Below are 15,562 nucleotides of genomic sequence, written 5' to 3'. Positions count from 1 at the left end.
CCTCGTGTCGAACGGTCTCGGCGGAAACGTTACCCGCGCCCTGACGGGGGCCCGGATGCGTGACGACGACGAGGCCCCGTGGGATGCTGCACGACGGTGATCCACGACGGTGATGGAGGAGTTCTGTGTCACAGGCGGACGATCCCGCGACCGGGACGGTGGGGGACCTCGGTGAGTTCGCACTCATCGGCCGCGCGACGGCCGGCCGTGTCCACCCCCCATCGGTCGCGATCGGGCCGGGGGACGACGCGGCGGTGATCGCCGCCCCCGATTCCCGCGTCGTCGTCACGACCGACATGCTGGTGGAGGGTCGACACTTCCGCCTCGACTGGTCGAGTCACCACGACGTCGGCCGAAAGGCCATCGCGCAGAACGCCGCGGACATCGCCGCGATGGGCGCGCGGTGCACGGGATTCCTCGTCTCGATGTCGTGCCCGTCGACCACCGCGGTGTCGGACGTGGACGCGCTCACCGCGGGTCTGTGGGCGGAGGCGACGCGAGTCGGCGCGTCGATCGTCGGCGGGGACGTCACGGGAGGGGACCGGCTGGTGTTGTCGATCACCGCGCTGGGTGACCTCGAGGGTCGACCCCCGGTGCTGCGGTCCGGTGCCCGGCCGGGGGACGTGCTCGCACTGTCCGGGCCCACCGGCCGGTCCGCTGCCGGGTGGGCACTGTACGAGGCGGGCTCGACCACCCACCCGGATCTGCTGGCAGCACATCGCGTCCCGACGCCCGATCCCGCCGACGGTCCGGCCGCGGCGCGCGCGGGAGCGTCGTCGATGTGCGACGTGTCCGACGGCGTGATCGGCGACGCGGGACATCTGGCGGCGATGTCCGCTGTGCGGCTCGACATCTCGTCGGCCGACATGGAGATCCCCGAGGACGTGGTGCACGCCGGCACCGAACTCGGCGTCGACCCGCTGCACTGGGCTCTCGGCGGCGGGGAGGACCACGTGCTGCTCGCGACCTTCGCCTCCGACGACGTGCCGACCGGCTGGCGCCGGATCGGATCCGTGAGTGCGGGAACAGGAGTCACGGTGGACGGTGTGCGATGGGAAGGACCTGCGGCATGGACGAGCTTCTGACGGTCACGACCACTCGGCTCGACGACCCGGACGTGGTCGCGATGATCGACGAGGTCCAGCAGGAGTACGTGCGCCGCTACGGCGGCCCCGACGAGACGCCGCTCGACGTCCGAGAGTTCCTGCCGCCGCACGGCGTGATGCTGCAGGCCGTCCTGGACGGCGCCGTCGTCGGTATGGGCGGCTGGCGGACCCACGAGCACGGAGGACCCGAGGCGGAGGGCCTGCGCACCGGCGACGCGGAGATCAAGCGCATGTACGTCCGCACCGAGGCGCGAGGCGCGGGCGTCGCGCGTGCCCTGCTGCGGACGATCGAGGACACCGCCCGCGACGCTGGCCGGCTACGACTGGTCCTCGAGACCGGATTGCGTCAACCCGAGGCCATCGGCCTCTACACCTCGAGTGGGTATCGCCCGCTCGTACCGAAGTTCGGCCTCTACCGGCACGAGGAGCAGTCGGTGTGCATGGTGAAGGATCTGACCGAATGACATGCTGGAGCCATGACCGTCTACGCACTCGGTGACCGTGAACCCGACATCCACCCCACCGCCTACGTGCATCCCGATGCCGTCGTCATCGGTGCGGTGACACTCGCTGCGGGAGTGTCGGTGTGGCCCGGGGCGGTGCTGCGCGGCGACTACGGGACCATCACCGTGGGGCAGGACACGAACATTCAGGACGGCACCGTCGTGCACTGCACGCCGATCCATCCGACCGTGATCGGCGCCGGGTGCGTCGTCGGGCACAACGCGCACGTCGAGGGGGCGACCATCGGAGACGCGTGCCTCATCGCGTCGGGCAGTGTCGTCCTCAACGGCGCGTCCATCGGATCCGGCGCGATCGTCGGCGCCGGCGCCGTGGTCCCCTTCGACGCCGTCGTGCCCGAACGTCGGATGGCACTGGGGGTTCCGGCCAAGGTCCGCGAGAGCCACGAGGTGGCGGAGGGGCACGTGGACGTCAACGTCGCGATGTACAAGGCCAATGCGGAGTACTACCGGGGCGCGCTGCGCGTGCTGTCGTGACGGCGCCCGTCGCGGATCCGGGGTGGGCGTCCGCGCTCGGTCCGGTGGCCGACGACATCGCCCGGATGGGCGACTTCCTGCGCGCCGAGAACGCCGCCGGGCGAGGCTACCTGCCCGCCGGGGAGGACGTGCTGCGCGCCTTCAGCCGCCCGTTCGAGGAGGTGCGTGTGCTGGTGCTGGGACAGGATCCCTATCCGACGCCGGGACATGCTGTGGGACTGAGCTTCTCGGTCGCGCCCGACGTGCGGCCGGTCCCGCGCAGCCTCGCGAACATCTTCACCGAGTACAGCGCCGATCTCGGCCTGCCGACACCCAGTACCGGTGATCTGTCTCCGTGGGCCGATCGTGGTGTGCTCCTGCTGAACCGTGTTCTGACCGTGGAACCGGGCAAGGCGGCGTCGCACCGGCGCAAGGGCTGGGAAGCGGTGACGGCGCAGGCGATCACCGCTCTGGTGAACCGACCCGGCCGCCCCCTGGTCGCGGTCCTCTGGGGACGCGACGCCGCGACGGCCAAGCCGCTGCTCGGGTCCACGCCCACGGTCGAGTCCGTCCATCCCTCACCGCTGTCCGCGTCGCGGGGGTTCTTCGGGTCACGGCCGTTCAGCACCGTGAACGACCATTTCGCGACGCTGGGCGAGGAACCCGTCGACTGGCGTCTGGACTGAGGCGGCCGTCAGTGGCCGAAGGACGGCCGGCGCTTCTCCACGAAGGCGTCGACACCCTCGATACCGTCCGCGGTGGACGCCTGGTGAGAGATCGAGTCGGTCTCGGCGTCGAGCTGATCGGACAGCGTCGCGGAGTCCGAGGCGAGCAGTAACCGCTTGGTCGCACGGGACACCTCGGTGGGCCCGGCCGCGAGAGAGCGCGCCACCCGCTCGGCCTCCGATGCGATGACGTCGTCACCGACCAACCGTGTCAGCAGACCCAGGCGGTAGGCCTCGTCCGAGCCGAGAACGCCGTCGGTGAGCAGGATGTCGCGCGCGCGGCGGGTGCCGATGATGCGGGGGAGCGCCCACGTCAGACCGCCGTCCGGAGTGAAGCCGAGCGCCGGATACGCGGGACGGAGCCGGGTGGATCGACCGCCGATCGCGATGTCGGCGTGACACACGAGCGACATGCCCGCGCCCGCTGCCCAGCCCGGCACTCCCGCCACGACGGGGACCGACACCGAGGTGAGCGCGCGGACGAAATCGTGGAACGTGTCGGCGAGCTGCCGGACGAACGCGCTTCTGTCGGGCGCCCCGTGGAAGGCGCGCACGTCGCCACCGGCGCAGAAGTTGGATTCGGCGCCGACGAGCAGCACGGCGCCCACGGACTCGTCGAGATCGGACAGCGACGCAGCGCCTGCGGCCATCGCCTCGCCGTTCAGCACGTTGCCGCCGCGGGGCGTCGCCACCCGTACGTACAGGACACCGTCCTCGACGGTGACGGGGGACGTGGCCGGGGGGTCGACTGATTCGGTCATCGTTCGAACTTAGACCAGGACCGCTCGGCTCCGGAAACGACAGAGTCGCCGGAGATGACAGAGGCCCCGATACCGAGGTATCGGGGCCTTGTCGTGAAAATGTCGTGCGGGAACGTCAGCCCCGGACCACCTTGCCGGCCTTGAGGCACGAGGTGCACACATTGAGCCGACGAGAGTTACCCGGCGCGACCTGCGCGCGGACGGTCTGGATGTTGGGGTTCCAGCGACGGTTGGTACGGCGGTGCGAGTGCGAAACCGACTTACCGAAGCCGGGTCCCTTGGCGCATACGTCGCAGACGGCAGCCATAGTCGCGAACTCCTTGGTATTCGAGGTGAGACCGGGACACGATTCGAACCGTGGCCGGTGTGGGGCAAGATCTTCGTACAACTGCGCCCGATACCTCCGGGCATGCCGGACGCGTCAGACGCAACCCTGCAAGACTAGCCGCTCGGGTGCCCCGAGTCCAAACCGGCCCGCACGCGCCGATGCCGCAGGTGCCTGGTGGAATGGTCGCACAGATGGCGGCAGCATCAGGACGGGAGCAGCGCGGTGGTTCAGCTCGGTGACCGGCTCGACCACGTACTGGGTCGCAGGGCCGCCGATCCGCTCGAGACGGCGTTCGGTCTCGTCACGGTCGAGGACCTGCTTCGTCACTACCCCTTCCGCTACGTGACACAGGGTCAGGAGCTGGCCCGCAAGGACCCGGACGACGGTGAACGCATCACCGTCGTGGGGAAGGTGTCCAAGGCGGACCTCGTGCCCATGAAGGCGCGCAAGGGCCACATGCTCAAGGTCGTGCTCACGTGCGACGGTCAGAACGTCTCCGCCACCTTCTTCAACGGTCACAAGGTGCGTCACAACATCACGGTGGGATCGCGCGCGATGTTCTCGGGCACGGTCAAGTGGTTCCGGACGTCCTGGTCGCTGAACCACCCCGGTTACCTGATGCTCGAGGGCGACGAGGACGACCTGGTGGGGCGCCCGCACGGCGGTGGCGAGCTCGCCGGCATGGCTCGCGGCGCCACGGACAGTTCCGGTGCGGTGAACATGTCCATGCTGTCGCTTCCGTTCCTTCCCATGTACGCGGCGACGCGGGAGGTCGAGAGCTGGACCTTCCTGCGCTGCGTGCGTCAGGTCCTGGACCAGCTCGATCGCGTCGAGGATCCGCTGCCCGAGACGGTGCGCGCCGAGCACGCGCTGATGAGCCTCGACGACGCACTGCGGGTCGTGCACTTTCCGGAGTCCGAGGACGACATCGAGAACGCGCGCTACCGTCTGCGCTTCGACGAGGCGACGGCGTTGCAGTTGGTGCTCGCCGAACGGCGCCACTCGGTGGCGGTGCGCACGGCGCCGGCCTGCGCGCGCGTGGCCGACGGTGTCGCCGCCGCCTTCGACGAGGTGCTGCCGTTCGAGCTGACCGACGGGCAGAAGGAGGTCGCCGAGGAGATCGAGAGCGACCTGTCCCGCACTCGGCCGATGAGCCGGCTCCTGCAGGGTGAGGTGGGATCGGGCAAGACGATCGTCGCTCTGCGCGCCATGCTGCAGGTGGTGGACGCGGGACTGCAGTGCGCGTTGCTGGCACCCACCGAGGTGCTCGCCACACAGCACCACCGGTCGATCACGCGGCAACTCGGGGCGCTCGCGACGGCCGGGGAACTGGGTGCGCCCGACCGCGCCACCCGAGTGGTGCTGCTGACCGGATCGATGTCGACGGCCGCGAAACGTGCCGCGCTGTTGTCGATCGTGACCGGAGACGCAGGCATCGTCATCGGCACTCACGCACTCATCCAGAGCACGGTGTCGTTCTTCGACCTCGGGATGGTGGTGGTCGACGAGCAGCACCGCTTCGGAGTCGAGCAGCGGGACGCGTTGCGCGCGAAGGCGAGAGAGGGCGTCAGCCCGCACCTGCTGGTCATGACGGCCACGCCCATTCCGCGGACGATCGCCATGACCACGCTGGGCGATCTCGACACGTCCACCCTGCGTGAGCTTCCCCGCGGACGCGCGCCCATCCGCACCTCGGTCGTTCCCGCCCAGCACAGACCTGCCTGGGTCGAGCGAGCGTGGAGCCGGATCTCCGAGGAGGTGGCGGCCGGCCGCCAGGCCTACGTGGTGTGTTCGCGGATCGGCGACGAGAAGCCCGAGGATCTCGGCAAGGACACTCCGGACACCGCGTCGGCGGTCGATGTGTACGAGTCGCTCCGCGCCGGCGCTCTGTCGAACCTGCGCGTCGGGTTGCTGCACGGGCGGCTGCCCACGGAGGAGAAGGACGAGGTGATGTCCGCGTTCAACGACGGCGACATCGACGTCCTCGTCTGCACCACCGTGGTGGAGGTCGGTGTCGACGTCCCCAACGCCACGGTCATGGTCATCGTGGACGCCGACCGGTTCGGCGTGAGTCAGCTGCATCAGTTGCGTGGCCGCATCGGTCGTGGCGGCCACCAGGGTCTGTGCATCCTGCTCACCGAGCTCGCACCGGGCACCCCCACCTACGCGAGGCTCGACGCCGTCGCGGCGACGACCGACGGGTTCGAGCTCGCCGTTCTCGATCTACGGCAACGCCGGGAGGGTGACGTGTTGGGCGCAGCGCAGTCGGGCACCACGACGACCCTGCGACTGTTGTCACTCCTCGATCACCTCGACATCATCACCGCGGCCCAGACCTTCGCCCGCGACGTCGTCGATCGGGACCCGGGCCTCGTGGAGCACCCCGGTCTCGCGGCGATGATGCGATCCGCCGTGGACGCGACCAGGGTGGACTTCCTCGACAAGGCGTGAACACGCGACCCGGTCAGTGCATGTGGCTTCCCCCGTTGATGTCCAGGGTGGTGCCCGTCAGGTAGGACGCGTCCTCCGACGACAGGAACGTGATGATCGCGGCGACCTCACGAGCCGTGGCGACGCGTCCCACCGGGATGCCGTCGGCGATCGCCTGCTCCTGCTCGGGCGTGCTCCCCACCCGGATGGCGGTGTCCGCGGCGCCCGGCGTGACAGCATTCACCGTGACACCGGTGTGTCCGATCTCGCGGGCCAGCGCCTTGGTGAAACCGAGAACCGCCGCCTTCGCCGAGGAGTAGGGCACCTTGCCGAACACGCCGCCGCCGCGTTGAGCCGACACCGACGACATGTTGACCACGCGTCCCCACCCGGCATCGATCATCGCGGGGAGGAAGGCCCTCGTGACGAGGTAGGTGCCGGTCGCGTTGACCGCCATCACCTTGTTCCACAGGTCCAGCGTCGTCTCGAGAAACGGCACCGGAGACGTGATGCCGGCGATGTTCGCCAGGGCGCCCACGGTGGGGAGCGATCCCGACTCGACCTCGGCGGCCACGGCCGCACGAGCTCGCTCCACGGACGACTCGTCCGCCACGTCGACCTCGTGACCGAAGGCCCGGACGCCGTACGCATTCGCGATGTCCGCGGCGACCTTGGCCGAGGCCTCCCCGTCGAGATCGAGGACGACGACTGCCCAGCCCTGCTCGGCGTACAACGCCGCGGTCGCGCGGCCGAGGCCCCGTTCCGAGGCAGCTCCCGTGACGACGGCGGTACGGCTGACGGTGGCCGGTCGGGCCAGAGTGTCGAACATGGTGATCTCCGATACAGGTGTGGGGGAACGGCTGTCGAGGCTGGTGTCACGGTTCGAGAGGGGCGACGGCCGGTGTCGGCCGCCTGCGAAGGCTCGTCGTGATGCAGCACACAGTAAGACCCGGACTGCGGTTCAGTCAACTGTTGGACACCAACAGTTGACTGTTGACACTGAACGTGCGGTGGGTCACACTCGTAATCGATGACGGCATCCGTCACCCTTTCCTCACACCTCCAACACCTCGAAAAGGGGTAGTCATGAGCAGCGAGACTCTGGCCATGCGCGGGCAGGTCCACGGCACACCCGACGCCAAGCGCGTCGCCGTGGGGTCGTCCGTCGGCGCGGTGATCGAGACGTACGACTTCATCGGTTTCGGCACCGCCGCGGCGCTCTACTTCGGAACGGCGTTCTTCCCGGGCCAGAGTTCGGTGGCCGGCACCCTGGCCGCCTTCGCCACGCTCGGCGTCGGCTTCGCGGCACGCCCGATCGGAGGCATCATCGGCGGCCACCTCGGTGATCGTGTCGGGCGCAAGCCCGTTCTGGTGGCGTCGCTCATCGTGATGGGACTCGCGACGTTCGTCATCGGTCTGTTGCCCACCTACGCCCAGGTCGGCGTCGTCGCGCCCGTGCTGCTGGTCATCGTCCGCATCGTCCAGGGACTGGCGTTCGGTGCCGAGTGGGGCGGAGCGATTCTGATGAGCTACGAACACGCCCCGTGGCGGCGCAAGGGCGCGTTCACCGGCATCGTGCAGGCGGGATTCCCGGTGGGTCTCCTGCTCGCGAACCTGGTGTTCCTGTTCAGCGTGCACCTCGGCGGCGACTGGGCCTGGCGCGTTCCGTTCCTCGCCAGCATCGTCCTCGTCGTCGTCGGGCTGATCATTCGATCCAAGGTCCCGGAGTCCCCGGTGTTCGACGAGGTCAAGGAGTCCGGCCAGGTCCAGCGTGCGCCGATCGTCGAGTCCGTGAAGCAGGACTGGCGCAACATCCTGCGGGGTATCGGACTCCGCATCGCCGAGACCGCCGGCTACGCCGTGTCCATCACCTACATGATCTCGTACCTGCACAACGAGGAACTGGCGACGAAGTCCGAGACCCTGACCGCTCTCTGCATCGCGTCGGCGCTGGGCATCGTCGCGACCGTCGGTTGGGCGACTCTGACGGACAGGATGGGCCGCCGACCCGTCTACATCGGAGTGTGTGCGTTCGGGGTGTTGTTCGGAATCCCGATGTTCCTCCTCGTCAACACGGGCACCTTCATCCTCGTCGCCGTCACCTTCGTCCTGGCCTACACCGTGTGCCAGAACGCGCTCGCCGGTGCGCAGGGCGCGTGGTTCCCCGAACTCTTCACGGCGAGTCGCCGAGCGTCCGGAGCCTCACTGGCCTACCAGATCTCGGCCATGGTCTCCGGCTTCACACCGTTCATCACCACGCTGCTCTTCGTCTCCTACGGCTGGATGGGGCCGGCAGTCCTCTTCAGCGTCTACGCGCTGATCGGTCTCCTCGCCGCCCTGTCCACCCGTGAGACGTGGGGCCCCACCGAACGACGACTCGCACTCCAGGCCGAGCTCGACGAGAACCTCGTCGCGACCGCCACCTCTCGAAAGGAATCGCTGTGACCGTCACCGACAGCATCACCACCGACCGCACGACACGGATCCGCGCCGCGGAGCGATTCGCCTACGCCATGCGCCATCACGTCCTCGACATGGGCGAAGCGCAGGGTCAGGGATACGTGGGTCAGGCACTGGGAGCGGCGGACATGTTCGCCGCCGTCTACAGCGGACGGCTGCGCTACCGCCCGGCGGATCCGCACTGGGCGGAGCGGGACCGCTTCCTGCTCTCGACCGGCCACTACGCCATCGGGCTCTACGCGGCGCTCGCGGAAGCGGGCACGGTGAGCGTCTCCGAACTCGAGACCTATGGCTCCGACGATTCGCGGCTCCCCATGTCCGGAATGGCGTCCTACACGCCCGGGATGGAGATCAGCGGGGGCTCGCTGGGACACGGACTGCCGGTGGCGGTGGGAATGGCTCTGGGACTGCGTCACCAGGGGTCGCCGTCACTCGTGTTCAACTTCCTGTCGGACGGGGAACTGGACGAGGGCTCCACGTGGGAGGCCGCGATGGGAGCCGCTCATCACCGACTGGGCAACCTCGTCGCACTCGTCGACATGAACGCACTGCAGGCCGACGGACCCACCGCGGGAGTCCTGGGCATCGAACCGGTGCAGGACAAGTGGGCGGCCGCGGGATGGTCCGTCCACCGTGTCGACGGCAACGACGCGGGCGCGTTGCTGGACGCCCTGGACGACATCGCGACGCGGACGTCGCCGACCGGCACCCCGTCGGTCGTCGTGTGCGACACGCGGATCGGGTTCGGCGTACCCATGCTCGAGACCCGCGAGAAGGCGCACTTCATGCGTATCGACGAGGACGAGTGGAGCGTGTGCCGGGATCAGCTCACCGCTCGCTTCCACGACGCAGAATTTCACGAGGGAGACCACTCATGACCACCGCATCCGCCCCCAAGCTCAAGACGTCGGCGATGATCGCCTCGTTCGTCGACGAGGGTCAGCGCACCACGGCGGCCCCGTTCGGACACGCGCTCGTCCGTGCAGCGGAACAGGATTCGCGCATCGTCGGCCTCAGTGCCGACCTGGCGAAGTACACCGACATGCACATCTTCGCGCAGGCCTTCCCCGACCGTTTCTTCCAGATGGGGATGGCGGAGCAATTGCTGTTCGGCGCCGCGGCGGGCATGGCGGAGACCGGCCTGGTTCCTTTCGCGTCCACCTACTCGGTCTTCGCGGCGCGCCGCGCGTACGACTTCCTGTGCCTCGACGCGGCCGAGCCGAATCTGAACGTCAACATCGTCGGGGGACTCCCGGGCCTCACCACCGGCTACGGGCCGAGTCACCAGGCGACCGAGGACATGGCGATCTTCCGCGGAATGCCGAACCTCACCATCGTCGACCCGTGCGATGCCGTGGACATCGAGCAGGCCGTTCCCCAACTCGCCGCGACTCCGGGCCCGACCTACCTCCGGTTGCTCCGCGGGAAGGTCGCGTCGGTACTCGACGAGTACGACTACACCTTCGAACTGGGCAAGGCCAAGGTCATTCGACCGGGCAACGACGTCGTGCTGGTGTCGTCCGGTCTGATGACCATGCGTGCGCTCCAGGCCGCCGAGCGACTCGCGAAGCACAGGGTGGACGTGTCGGTGGTGCACGTGGCGACGATCAAACCGTTCGACGCGGAGACCGTACTGCGCGAACTCTCGACCGACCGGGCCGCATTCACCCTCGAGAACCACACCCGCATCGGTGGGCTCTTCGAGACGGTCGCCTCGGCGTGCGTCGAGTCCGGCACGGTGCGTCAGGTGACTCCCATCGCGCTGCCCGACGAGTTCCTGGCCGCCGGCGCACTCCCCACGCTCCACGATCGTTACGGGTTGTCCACCGACCGCATCGAGGAGCGTGTTCTCGCGGCGTTGCGGTGAGCAGTGCCGGATCGACACGGGCGGCCGTTACCCTGAGATCACTGTCGACCGGCAGCTGTCGACATCACCGTTTCGAGGAGGTCTCCATGGCCGCACAGCCCGCCACGCTCCTGGGGTTGCAGAAGACGAATCTGCGCGATCAGGCTCTCGACGCGCTGCGTCGGGCCATCACCAGTGGCGAGCTGCGTCCGAGTTCCGCGCTGGTGGAGACGGAGTTGTCGGAGCGCCTGCAGATCAGCCGAGGCACGTTGCGCGAGGCCCTGCGGCAGCTTCAGCAGGAGGGGCTCGCCGTCATCGGCGCTCGGGGTCGGCTGTACGTGCGGCATCTGGACGACAAGGAGATCAGGGACATCTTCGTCGTGCGCGCCGCGCTCGAGTCCACCGCTGCCGCACTGCTCGCGGAGCGAGACGATCGGCAGGAGTCGGTCGCCGGCCTGTCGAGCGCGCTCGACCTGATGGACGCCGCCGGTGACGGTGATCTCGAGGCCCGGATCGAGTCCGATCTCAGTTTCCACCGACTGCTCTGCCGGCTCACCGGCAACGAGACCCTGGTGCACTCGTGGACGTCCCTCGAGGGTTCGATCCGCATGTCCATCATGTGGGCCGGCAAGTCTCGCGCGGTCGGGAACATGGACACCGACCGACACCGCCGCATCGTCGAGGCGATCGGATCGGGCGACGGCGCGGCTGCCAGCGCCTCGGTGGCGGAACACATGACGTGGGCCGCCGCGAATCTCTCCGCCGACATTTCTGCATAGGAGATGCGAGCGGCGTGGACGTGATCGGCGCTACTGTCCCGGCACCACGACGGCTGCTCGCTGCGCTCCGCACGTGTCTCATATCTGGACAAGTCATAGCTCCGTCTCGCCCGTACTGAAGGTAGGTTGACCGGAATGTTCTCCAAGGTGCTGGTGGCAAATCGCGGCGAGATCGCGATCCGTGCGTTCCGTGCGGCGTACGAACTCGAGGCGCAGACGGTGGCGGTGTTCCCGTTCGAGGACCGGAATTCGGTGCATCGGACGAAGGCCGACGAGGCGTACGAGATCGGTGAGCCGGGGCATCCGGTGCGCAACTACCTGTCGGTGGATCTGATCGTCGACGCGGCGGTGCGTGCGGGTGCGGACGCGATCTATCCGGGGTACGGGTTCCTGTCGGAGAATCCGGAGTTGGCGGCGGCGTGTGCGGCGGCGGGGATCACATTCGTGGGTCCGTCGGCGGAGGTGTTGGAGCTGACGGGTAACAAGGCGCGGGCGATCGCGGCGGCGAAGGATGCCGGGTTGCCGGTGTTGGCGTCGTCGGAGCCGTCGACGGACGTCGATGCGTTGGTGGCGGCGTCGGAGTCGATGACGTTCCCGGTGTTCGTCAAAGCGGTCGCGGGCGGTGGTGGCCGCGGTATGCGGCGGGTGGCGGAGCCGTCGGGGTTGCGTGCGGCGATCGAGGCGGCGGCGCGGGAGGCGGAGTCGGCGTTCGGTGACGCGACGGTGTTCCTGGAGCAGGCGGTGGTCGAGCCGCGGCACATCGAGGTGCAGATTCTCGCGGACACCCACGGCGATGTGATCCATCTCTTCGAGCGTGACTGCTCGGTGCAGCGCCGTCACCAGAAGGTGGTGGAGCTGGCGCCGGCGCCGAACATCTCGGACGAGCTGCGGGCCCGGTTGTGCAGTGACGCTGTGGCGTTCGCGCGGAAGATCGGGTACTCGTGTGCGGGCACGGTGGAGTTCCTGGTGGACCGGGACGGTAACCATGTGTTTATCGAGATGAATCCGCGGATCCAGGTCGAGCACACGGTGACTGAGGAGATCACCGATGTCGACCTGGTGCAGTCGCAGTTGCGGATCGCCTCGGGGGAGTCACTCGAGGATCTGGGGTTGCGGCAGGAGGACATCCGGATCCGGGGTGCGGCGATGCAGTGCCGCATCACGACGGAGGACCCGGCGAACGGGTTCCGCCCGGACACCGGCCGTATCACCGCGTATCGGACGCCGGGCGGTGCGGGCATCCGTCTCGACGGCGGGACGACGTTGGGTGCGGAGGTGTCGGCGTACTTCGACTCGATGCTGGTGAAGCTCACCTGCCGTGGTCGCACGTTCGAGGACGCGGTGGCGCGGTCGCGGCGGGCGTTGGCGGAGTTCCGTATCCGCGGTGTCTCGACGAACATCGGCTTCCTGCAGGGACTTCTGCAGGACGAGGACTTCCGTGCGGGCAACGTCACGACGTCGTTCATCGAGGAGCGACCCGAGCTGTTGACGGCGCGGTCGTCCGGCGATCGCGGTACCAAGATCCTGACCTACCTCGCGGACGTGACGGTGAACAAGCCGCACGGCGAGCGTCCGAGCACGGTCTACCCACAGGACAAGCTGCCGGACATCGATCTGTCCGTCGCGCCGCGCGACGGGTCTCGGCAGCGGCTGCTCGAGCTCGGTCCCGAAGGCTTCGCCCGCGACCTGCGTCAGCGAAAGGCGTTGGGCGTCACCGACACCACGTTCCGCGACGCCCACCAGTCGTTGTTGGCCACGCGCGTGCGGACCTCGGGACTGCTGATGGTCGCCCCCTACGTCGCGCGGACCACACCCGAACTGTTGTCGATCGAGTGCTGGGGCGGTGCGACGTACGACGTGGCGCTGCGGTTCCTGCACGAGGATCCGTGGGAGCGGTTGGCGGCGCTGCGGGAGGCGGTGCCGAACATCGCCCTGCAGATGTTGCTGCGCGGGCGTAACACCGTCGGCTACACCCCCTACCCGAAGCGGGTGACGACAGCGTTCGTCGAGGAAGCGGCGGCGACGGGTGTGGACATCTTCCGCATCTTCGACGCGCTGAACAACGTCGATCAGATGCGCCCCGCGATCGACGCCGTCCGCGAGACCGGCACGACGATCGCCGAGGTGGCGATGTCGTACACCGGTGACCTGTCGAACCCCGACGAGAAGCTTTACACCCTCGACTACTACCTGCGGTTGGCGGAGCAGATCGTCGACGCCGGCGCGCACGTGTTGGCGATCAAGGACATGGCGGGGCTTCTGCGGGCGCCGGCGGCGACGACGTTGGTGACGGCGCTGCGCAAGAATTTCGATCTGCCGGTGCACGTGCACACCCACGACACCCCGGGTGGTCAGTTGGCGACGTACCTGGCGGCGTGGCAGGCCGGCGCGGATGCTGTGGACGGGGCGTCGGCGTCGATGGCGGGCACGACCAGTCAGCCGGCGTTGTCGGCGATCGTGGCGGCGGCGGCGCACACCGAGCGGGACACCGGGTTGGATCTGGCGGCGGTGTGCGATCTGGAGCCGTACTGGGAGGCGATCCGAAAGGTGTACGCCCCGTTCGAGTCCGGGCTCCCCGCCCCGACCGGGCGGGTCTACACCCACGAGATTCCGGGTGGGCAGCTGTCCAACCTGCGTCAGCAGGCCATCGCGTTGGGTCTGGGGGACCGGTTCGAGGACGTGGAGAAGGCGTACGCGGACGCGGACCGGTTGCTGGGCCGGCTGATCAAGGTGACGCCGTCGTCGAAGGTGGTGGGCGATCTGGCGTTGCACCTGGTCGGTGCGGGGGTGTCGATGGAGGACTTCGCGGCGGATCCGGGGAAGTTCGACATCCCCGATTCGGTGATCGGGTTCCTGCGCGGCGATCTGGGCACCCCGGCCGGTGGGTGGCCGGAGCCGTTCCGCACCACCGCGTTGGCGGGGCGCGGCGCCGGGCGTGGGGAGGCGACGTTGACGACGCAGGACGAGGTGCTGCTCTCCGGCACGTCGGCGGAGCGGCGTGATCGTCTCAATCATCTGTTGTTCCCGGGGCCGGCGAAGGAGTTGGCGGAGCACCGGGAGAAGTACGGGGACACCTCGGGGTTGTCGGCGAATCAGTTCTTCTACGGGTTGCGTCAGGGCGACGAGCATCGGGTGCGCCTGGAGAAGGGTGTGGATCTGCTGATCGGGTTGGAGGCGATCTCGGAGCCGGACGAGGCGGGGATGCGGACGGTGATGTGCATCCTCAACGGACAGTTGCGGCCGGTGTCGGTGCGGGACAGGTCGATCTCGGCGGATGCGCCGACGACGGAGAAGGCGGACCGGGACGATCCGTCACATCTGGCGGCGCCGTTCGCGGGTGTGGTGACGTTGACCGCGGAGGTGGGGCAGTCGGTGTCGGCGGGGGAGACCGTCGCGACGATCGAGGCGATGAAGATGGAAGCAGCCGTCACCGCGCCGCGGGCGGGCACCGTCACCCGTCTGGCTCTGTCCGGTGTCGCGCAGGTCGAGGGCGGGGACCTGATCTGCGTCATCGCCGTCGGCGACACCACCGACCGCTCCTGACAGGGTTCTCGCAGTGACCAGGATCGTGGCCGGGACGGCCGGCGGGCGTTCGCTCGTCGTGCCGTCCCGCGGCACCAGACCCACCGCGGACCGGGTCCGAGAGGCGCTCTTCAGTGCGCTCGAGAGCCGGATGTACCTCGACGGTGCGTCGGTGCTGGACCTGTACGCGGGATCGGGCGCTCTCGGCCTCGAAGCGCTCTCGCGCGGAGCCGAGCACGTCCTCCTCGTCGAGAACGACGCGCGCGCGGCGGCCGTGGTCGCCCGGAACATCGAGTCCGTGGGACTGCCGGGAGCGCAGGTGCGTACCGCGCCCGTCGCGGCCGTCGTCGGCGGGACACCGGAGCGCCGCTACGACCTCGTGCTCGCCGATCCTCCGTACTCCGTGTCGGACGGCGCCGTGTCCTCGGTGTTGGACCGACTCGTCGAGGGCGAATGGCTCGCCGAGGACGCCCTCGTGGTCGTCGAGCGGTCCTCGCGCTCGCCCGCGACGCTGTGGCCCGCTGGGCTCGTCGAATTGAAGGCCAAGCGCTACGGCGAGGCTCGCATCGACATGGCCCGGTTCGAGGTCGCGCAGATCGAGCACCCCGCACAGGGAAGCTGATACGTT

General features: G+C 68.7%; 14 protein-coding genes. 11 read left to right on the top strand and 3 right to left on the bottom strand.

Going from position 1 to position 15,562, the window contains the following annotated elements:
- Window positions 1-125 precede the first annotated feature (125 nt).
- Genes HQ314_RS02960 through HQ314_RS02945 form a run of 4 tightly spaced genes read left to right on the top strand, consistent with a single transcriptional unit; the run spans window position 126 to window position 2,769 of the window.
- Window positions 126-1,085, top strand: a complete 960-nt coding sequence (locus tag HQ314_RS02960) for a thiamine-phosphate kinase (protein ID WP_056445450.1) — start codon at window positions 126-128, stop codon at window positions 1,083-1,085.
- Window positions 1,070-1,570, top strand: coding sequence for a GNAT family N-acetyltransferase (locus HQ314_RS02955; RefSeq protein WP_222649235.1), 501 nt, complete (start codon window positions 1,070-1,072; stop codon window positions 1,568-1,570). Before HQ314_RS02960 ends, HQ314_RS02955 begins: the two co-directional genes overlap by 16 nt.
- A 12-nt stretch (window positions 1,571-1,582) precedes the next feature.
- Entirely contained in the window at window positions 1,583-2,104 is a 522-nt protein-coding gene (locus HQ314_RS02950) for a gamma carbonic anhydrase family protein (protein WP_222637748.1), read from the top strand.
- Window positions 2,101-2,769, top strand: a complete 669-nt coding sequence (locus HQ314_RS02945) for a uracil-DNA glycosylase (RefSeq protein ID WP_222649234.1) — start codon at window positions 2,101-2,103, stop codon at window positions 2,767-2,769. Before HQ314_RS02950 ends, HQ314_RS02945 begins: the two co-directional genes overlap by 4 nt.
- An 8-nt stretch (window positions 2,770-2,777) precedes the next feature.
- Here the strand turns inward: HQ314_RS02945 and HQ314_RS02940 are convergent, their stop codons facing one another.
- Together HQ314_RS02940 and rpmB are read right to left on the bottom strand one after the other, a co-directional pair.
- Window positions 2,778-3,569, bottom strand: coding sequence for an enoyl-CoA hydratase/isomerase family protein (locus tag HQ314_RS02940; protein ID WP_222630710.1), 792 nt, complete (start codon window positions 3,567-3,569; stop codon window positions 2,778-2,780).
- 115 nt (window positions 3,570-3,684) lie between these two features.
- Window positions 3,685-3,876 (bottom strand): 50S ribosomal protein L28, encoded by a 192-nt coding sequence (gene rpmB, locus HQ314_RS02935; RefSeq protein ID WP_042576517.1) that lies wholly within the window; start codon window positions 3,874-3,876, stop codon window positions 3,685-3,687.
- Between the two features lie 243 nt (window positions 3,877-4,119).
- On the opposite strand from rpmB, the gene recG reads away from it, so the two are divergent.
- Window positions 4,120-6,348, top strand: coding sequence for an ATP-dependent DNA helicase RecG (gene recG / locus HQ314_RS02930; RefSeq protein ID WP_222649233.1), 2,229 nt, complete (start codon window positions 4,120-4,122; stop codon window positions 6,346-6,348).
- A gap of 13 nt (window positions 6,349-6,361) precedes the next feature.
- On the opposite strand, the gene HQ314_RS02925 is transcribed toward recG, so the two are convergent.
- Window positions 6,362-7,156: an SDR family NAD(P)-dependent oxidoreductase gene (locus tag HQ314_RS02925; RefSeq protein ID WP_222649232.1), complete on the bottom strand. Its 795-nt coding sequence runs from the start codon at window positions 7,154-7,156 to the stop codon at window positions 6,362-6,364.
- Window positions 7,157-7,413: 257 nt separating this feature from the next.
- Between HQ314_RS02925 and HQ314_RS02920 the strand changes: the two genes are divergently transcribed.
- From HQ314_RS02920 to rsmD, 6 genes are all read left to right on the top strand, one after another.
- Window positions 7,414-8,772: an MFS transporter gene (locus tag HQ314_RS02920; protein WP_056445436.1), complete on the top strand. Its 1,359-nt coding sequence runs from the start codon at window positions 7,414-7,416 to the stop codon at window positions 8,770-8,772.
- Window positions 8,763-9,665: a transketolase gene (locus HQ314_RS02915; protein ID WP_374197725.1), complete on the top strand. Its 903-nt coding sequence runs from the start codon at window positions 8,763-8,765 to the stop codon at window positions 9,663-9,665. Before HQ314_RS02920 ends, HQ314_RS02915 begins: the two co-directional genes overlap by 10 nt.
- Complete coding sequence (locus tag HQ314_RS02910) at window positions 9,662-10,654, top strand: transketolase family protein (protein WP_027506988.1); 993 nt, start codon at window positions 9,662-9,664, stop codon at window positions 10,652-10,654. The genes HQ314_RS02915 and HQ314_RS02910 overlap by 4 nt, the downstream gene beginning before the upstream one ends.
- Before the next feature lie 86 nt (window positions 10,655-10,740).
- Entirely contained in the window at window positions 10,741-11,412 is a 672-nt protein-coding gene (locus HQ314_RS02905) for a GntR family transcriptional regulator (RefSeq protein ID WP_027506987.1), read from the top strand.
- A 135-nt stretch (window positions 11,413-11,547) separates the two neighbouring features.
- The gene (locus HQ314_RS02900) at window positions 11,548-14,955 is read left to right on the top strand and encodes a pyruvate carboxylase (RefSeq protein WP_222649231.1); all 3,408 of its coding nucleotides are present in this window, start codon (window positions 11,548-11,550) and stop codon (window positions 14,953-14,955) included.
- A gap of 13 nt (window positions 14,956-14,968) precedes the next feature.
- A complete protein-coding gene (rsmD, locus tag HQ314_RS02895; RefSeq protein ID WP_056445096.1) occupies window positions 14,969-15,556 on the top strand; it encodes a 16S rRNA (guanine(966)-N(2))-methyltransferase RsmD in 588 nt (195 codons plus the stop codon).
- Window positions 15,557-15,562: the final 6 nt, after the last annotated feature.

It is taken from the genome of Rhodococcus sp. BP-332 (assembly GCF_019836065.1).
Taxonomy (GTDB): Bacteria; Actinomycetota; Actinomycetes; order Mycobacteriales; family Mycobacteriaceae; genus Rhodococcoides.
Note: the sequence above shows the minus strand (reverse complement) of the source record. Positions and strands in the feature narration are given on the sequence as shown.

What these genes read in the sequence shown, in the direction of transcription:
- HQ314_RS02925 (WP_222649232.1), bottom strand. Translation starts at nt 7,156, where the DNA reads ATGTTCGACACTCTGGCCCGACCGGCCACCGTCAGCCGTACCGCCGTC.
- HQ314_RS02905 (WP_027506987.1), top strand. Translation starts at nt 10,741, where the DNA reads ATGGCCGCACAGCCCGCCACGCTCCTGGGGTTGCAGAAGACGAATCTG.
- HQ314_RS02940 (WP_222630710.1), bottom strand. Translation starts at nt 3,569, where the DNA reads ATGACCGAATCAGTCGACCCCCCGGCCACGTCCCCCGTCACCGTCGAG.
- HQ314_RS02910 (WP_027506988.1), top strand. Translation starts at nt 9,662, where the DNA reads ATGACCACCGCATCCGCCCCCAAGCTCAAGACGTCGGCGATGATCGCC.
- HQ314_RS02920 (WP_056445436.1), top strand. Translation starts at nt 7,414, where the DNA reads ATGAGCAGCGAGACTCTGGCCATGCGCGGGCAGGTCCACGGCACACCC.
- rpmB (WP_042576517.1), bottom strand. Translation starts at nt 3,876, where the DNA reads ATGGCTGCCGTCTGCGACGTATGCGCCAAGGGACCCGGCTTCGGTAAG.
- HQ314_RS02950 (WP_222637748.1), top strand. Translation starts at nt 1,583, where the DNA reads ATGACCGTCTACGCACTCGGTGACCGTGAACCCGACATCCACCCCACC.
- HQ314_RS02900 (WP_222649231.1), top strand. Translation starts at nt 11,548, where the DNA reads ATGTTCTCCAAGGTGCTGGTGGCAAATCGCGGCGAGATCGCGATCCGT.
- HQ314_RS02955 (WP_222649235.1), top strand. Translation starts at nt 1,070, where the DNA reads ATGGACGAGCTTCTGACGGTCACGACCACTCGGCTCGACGACCCGGAC.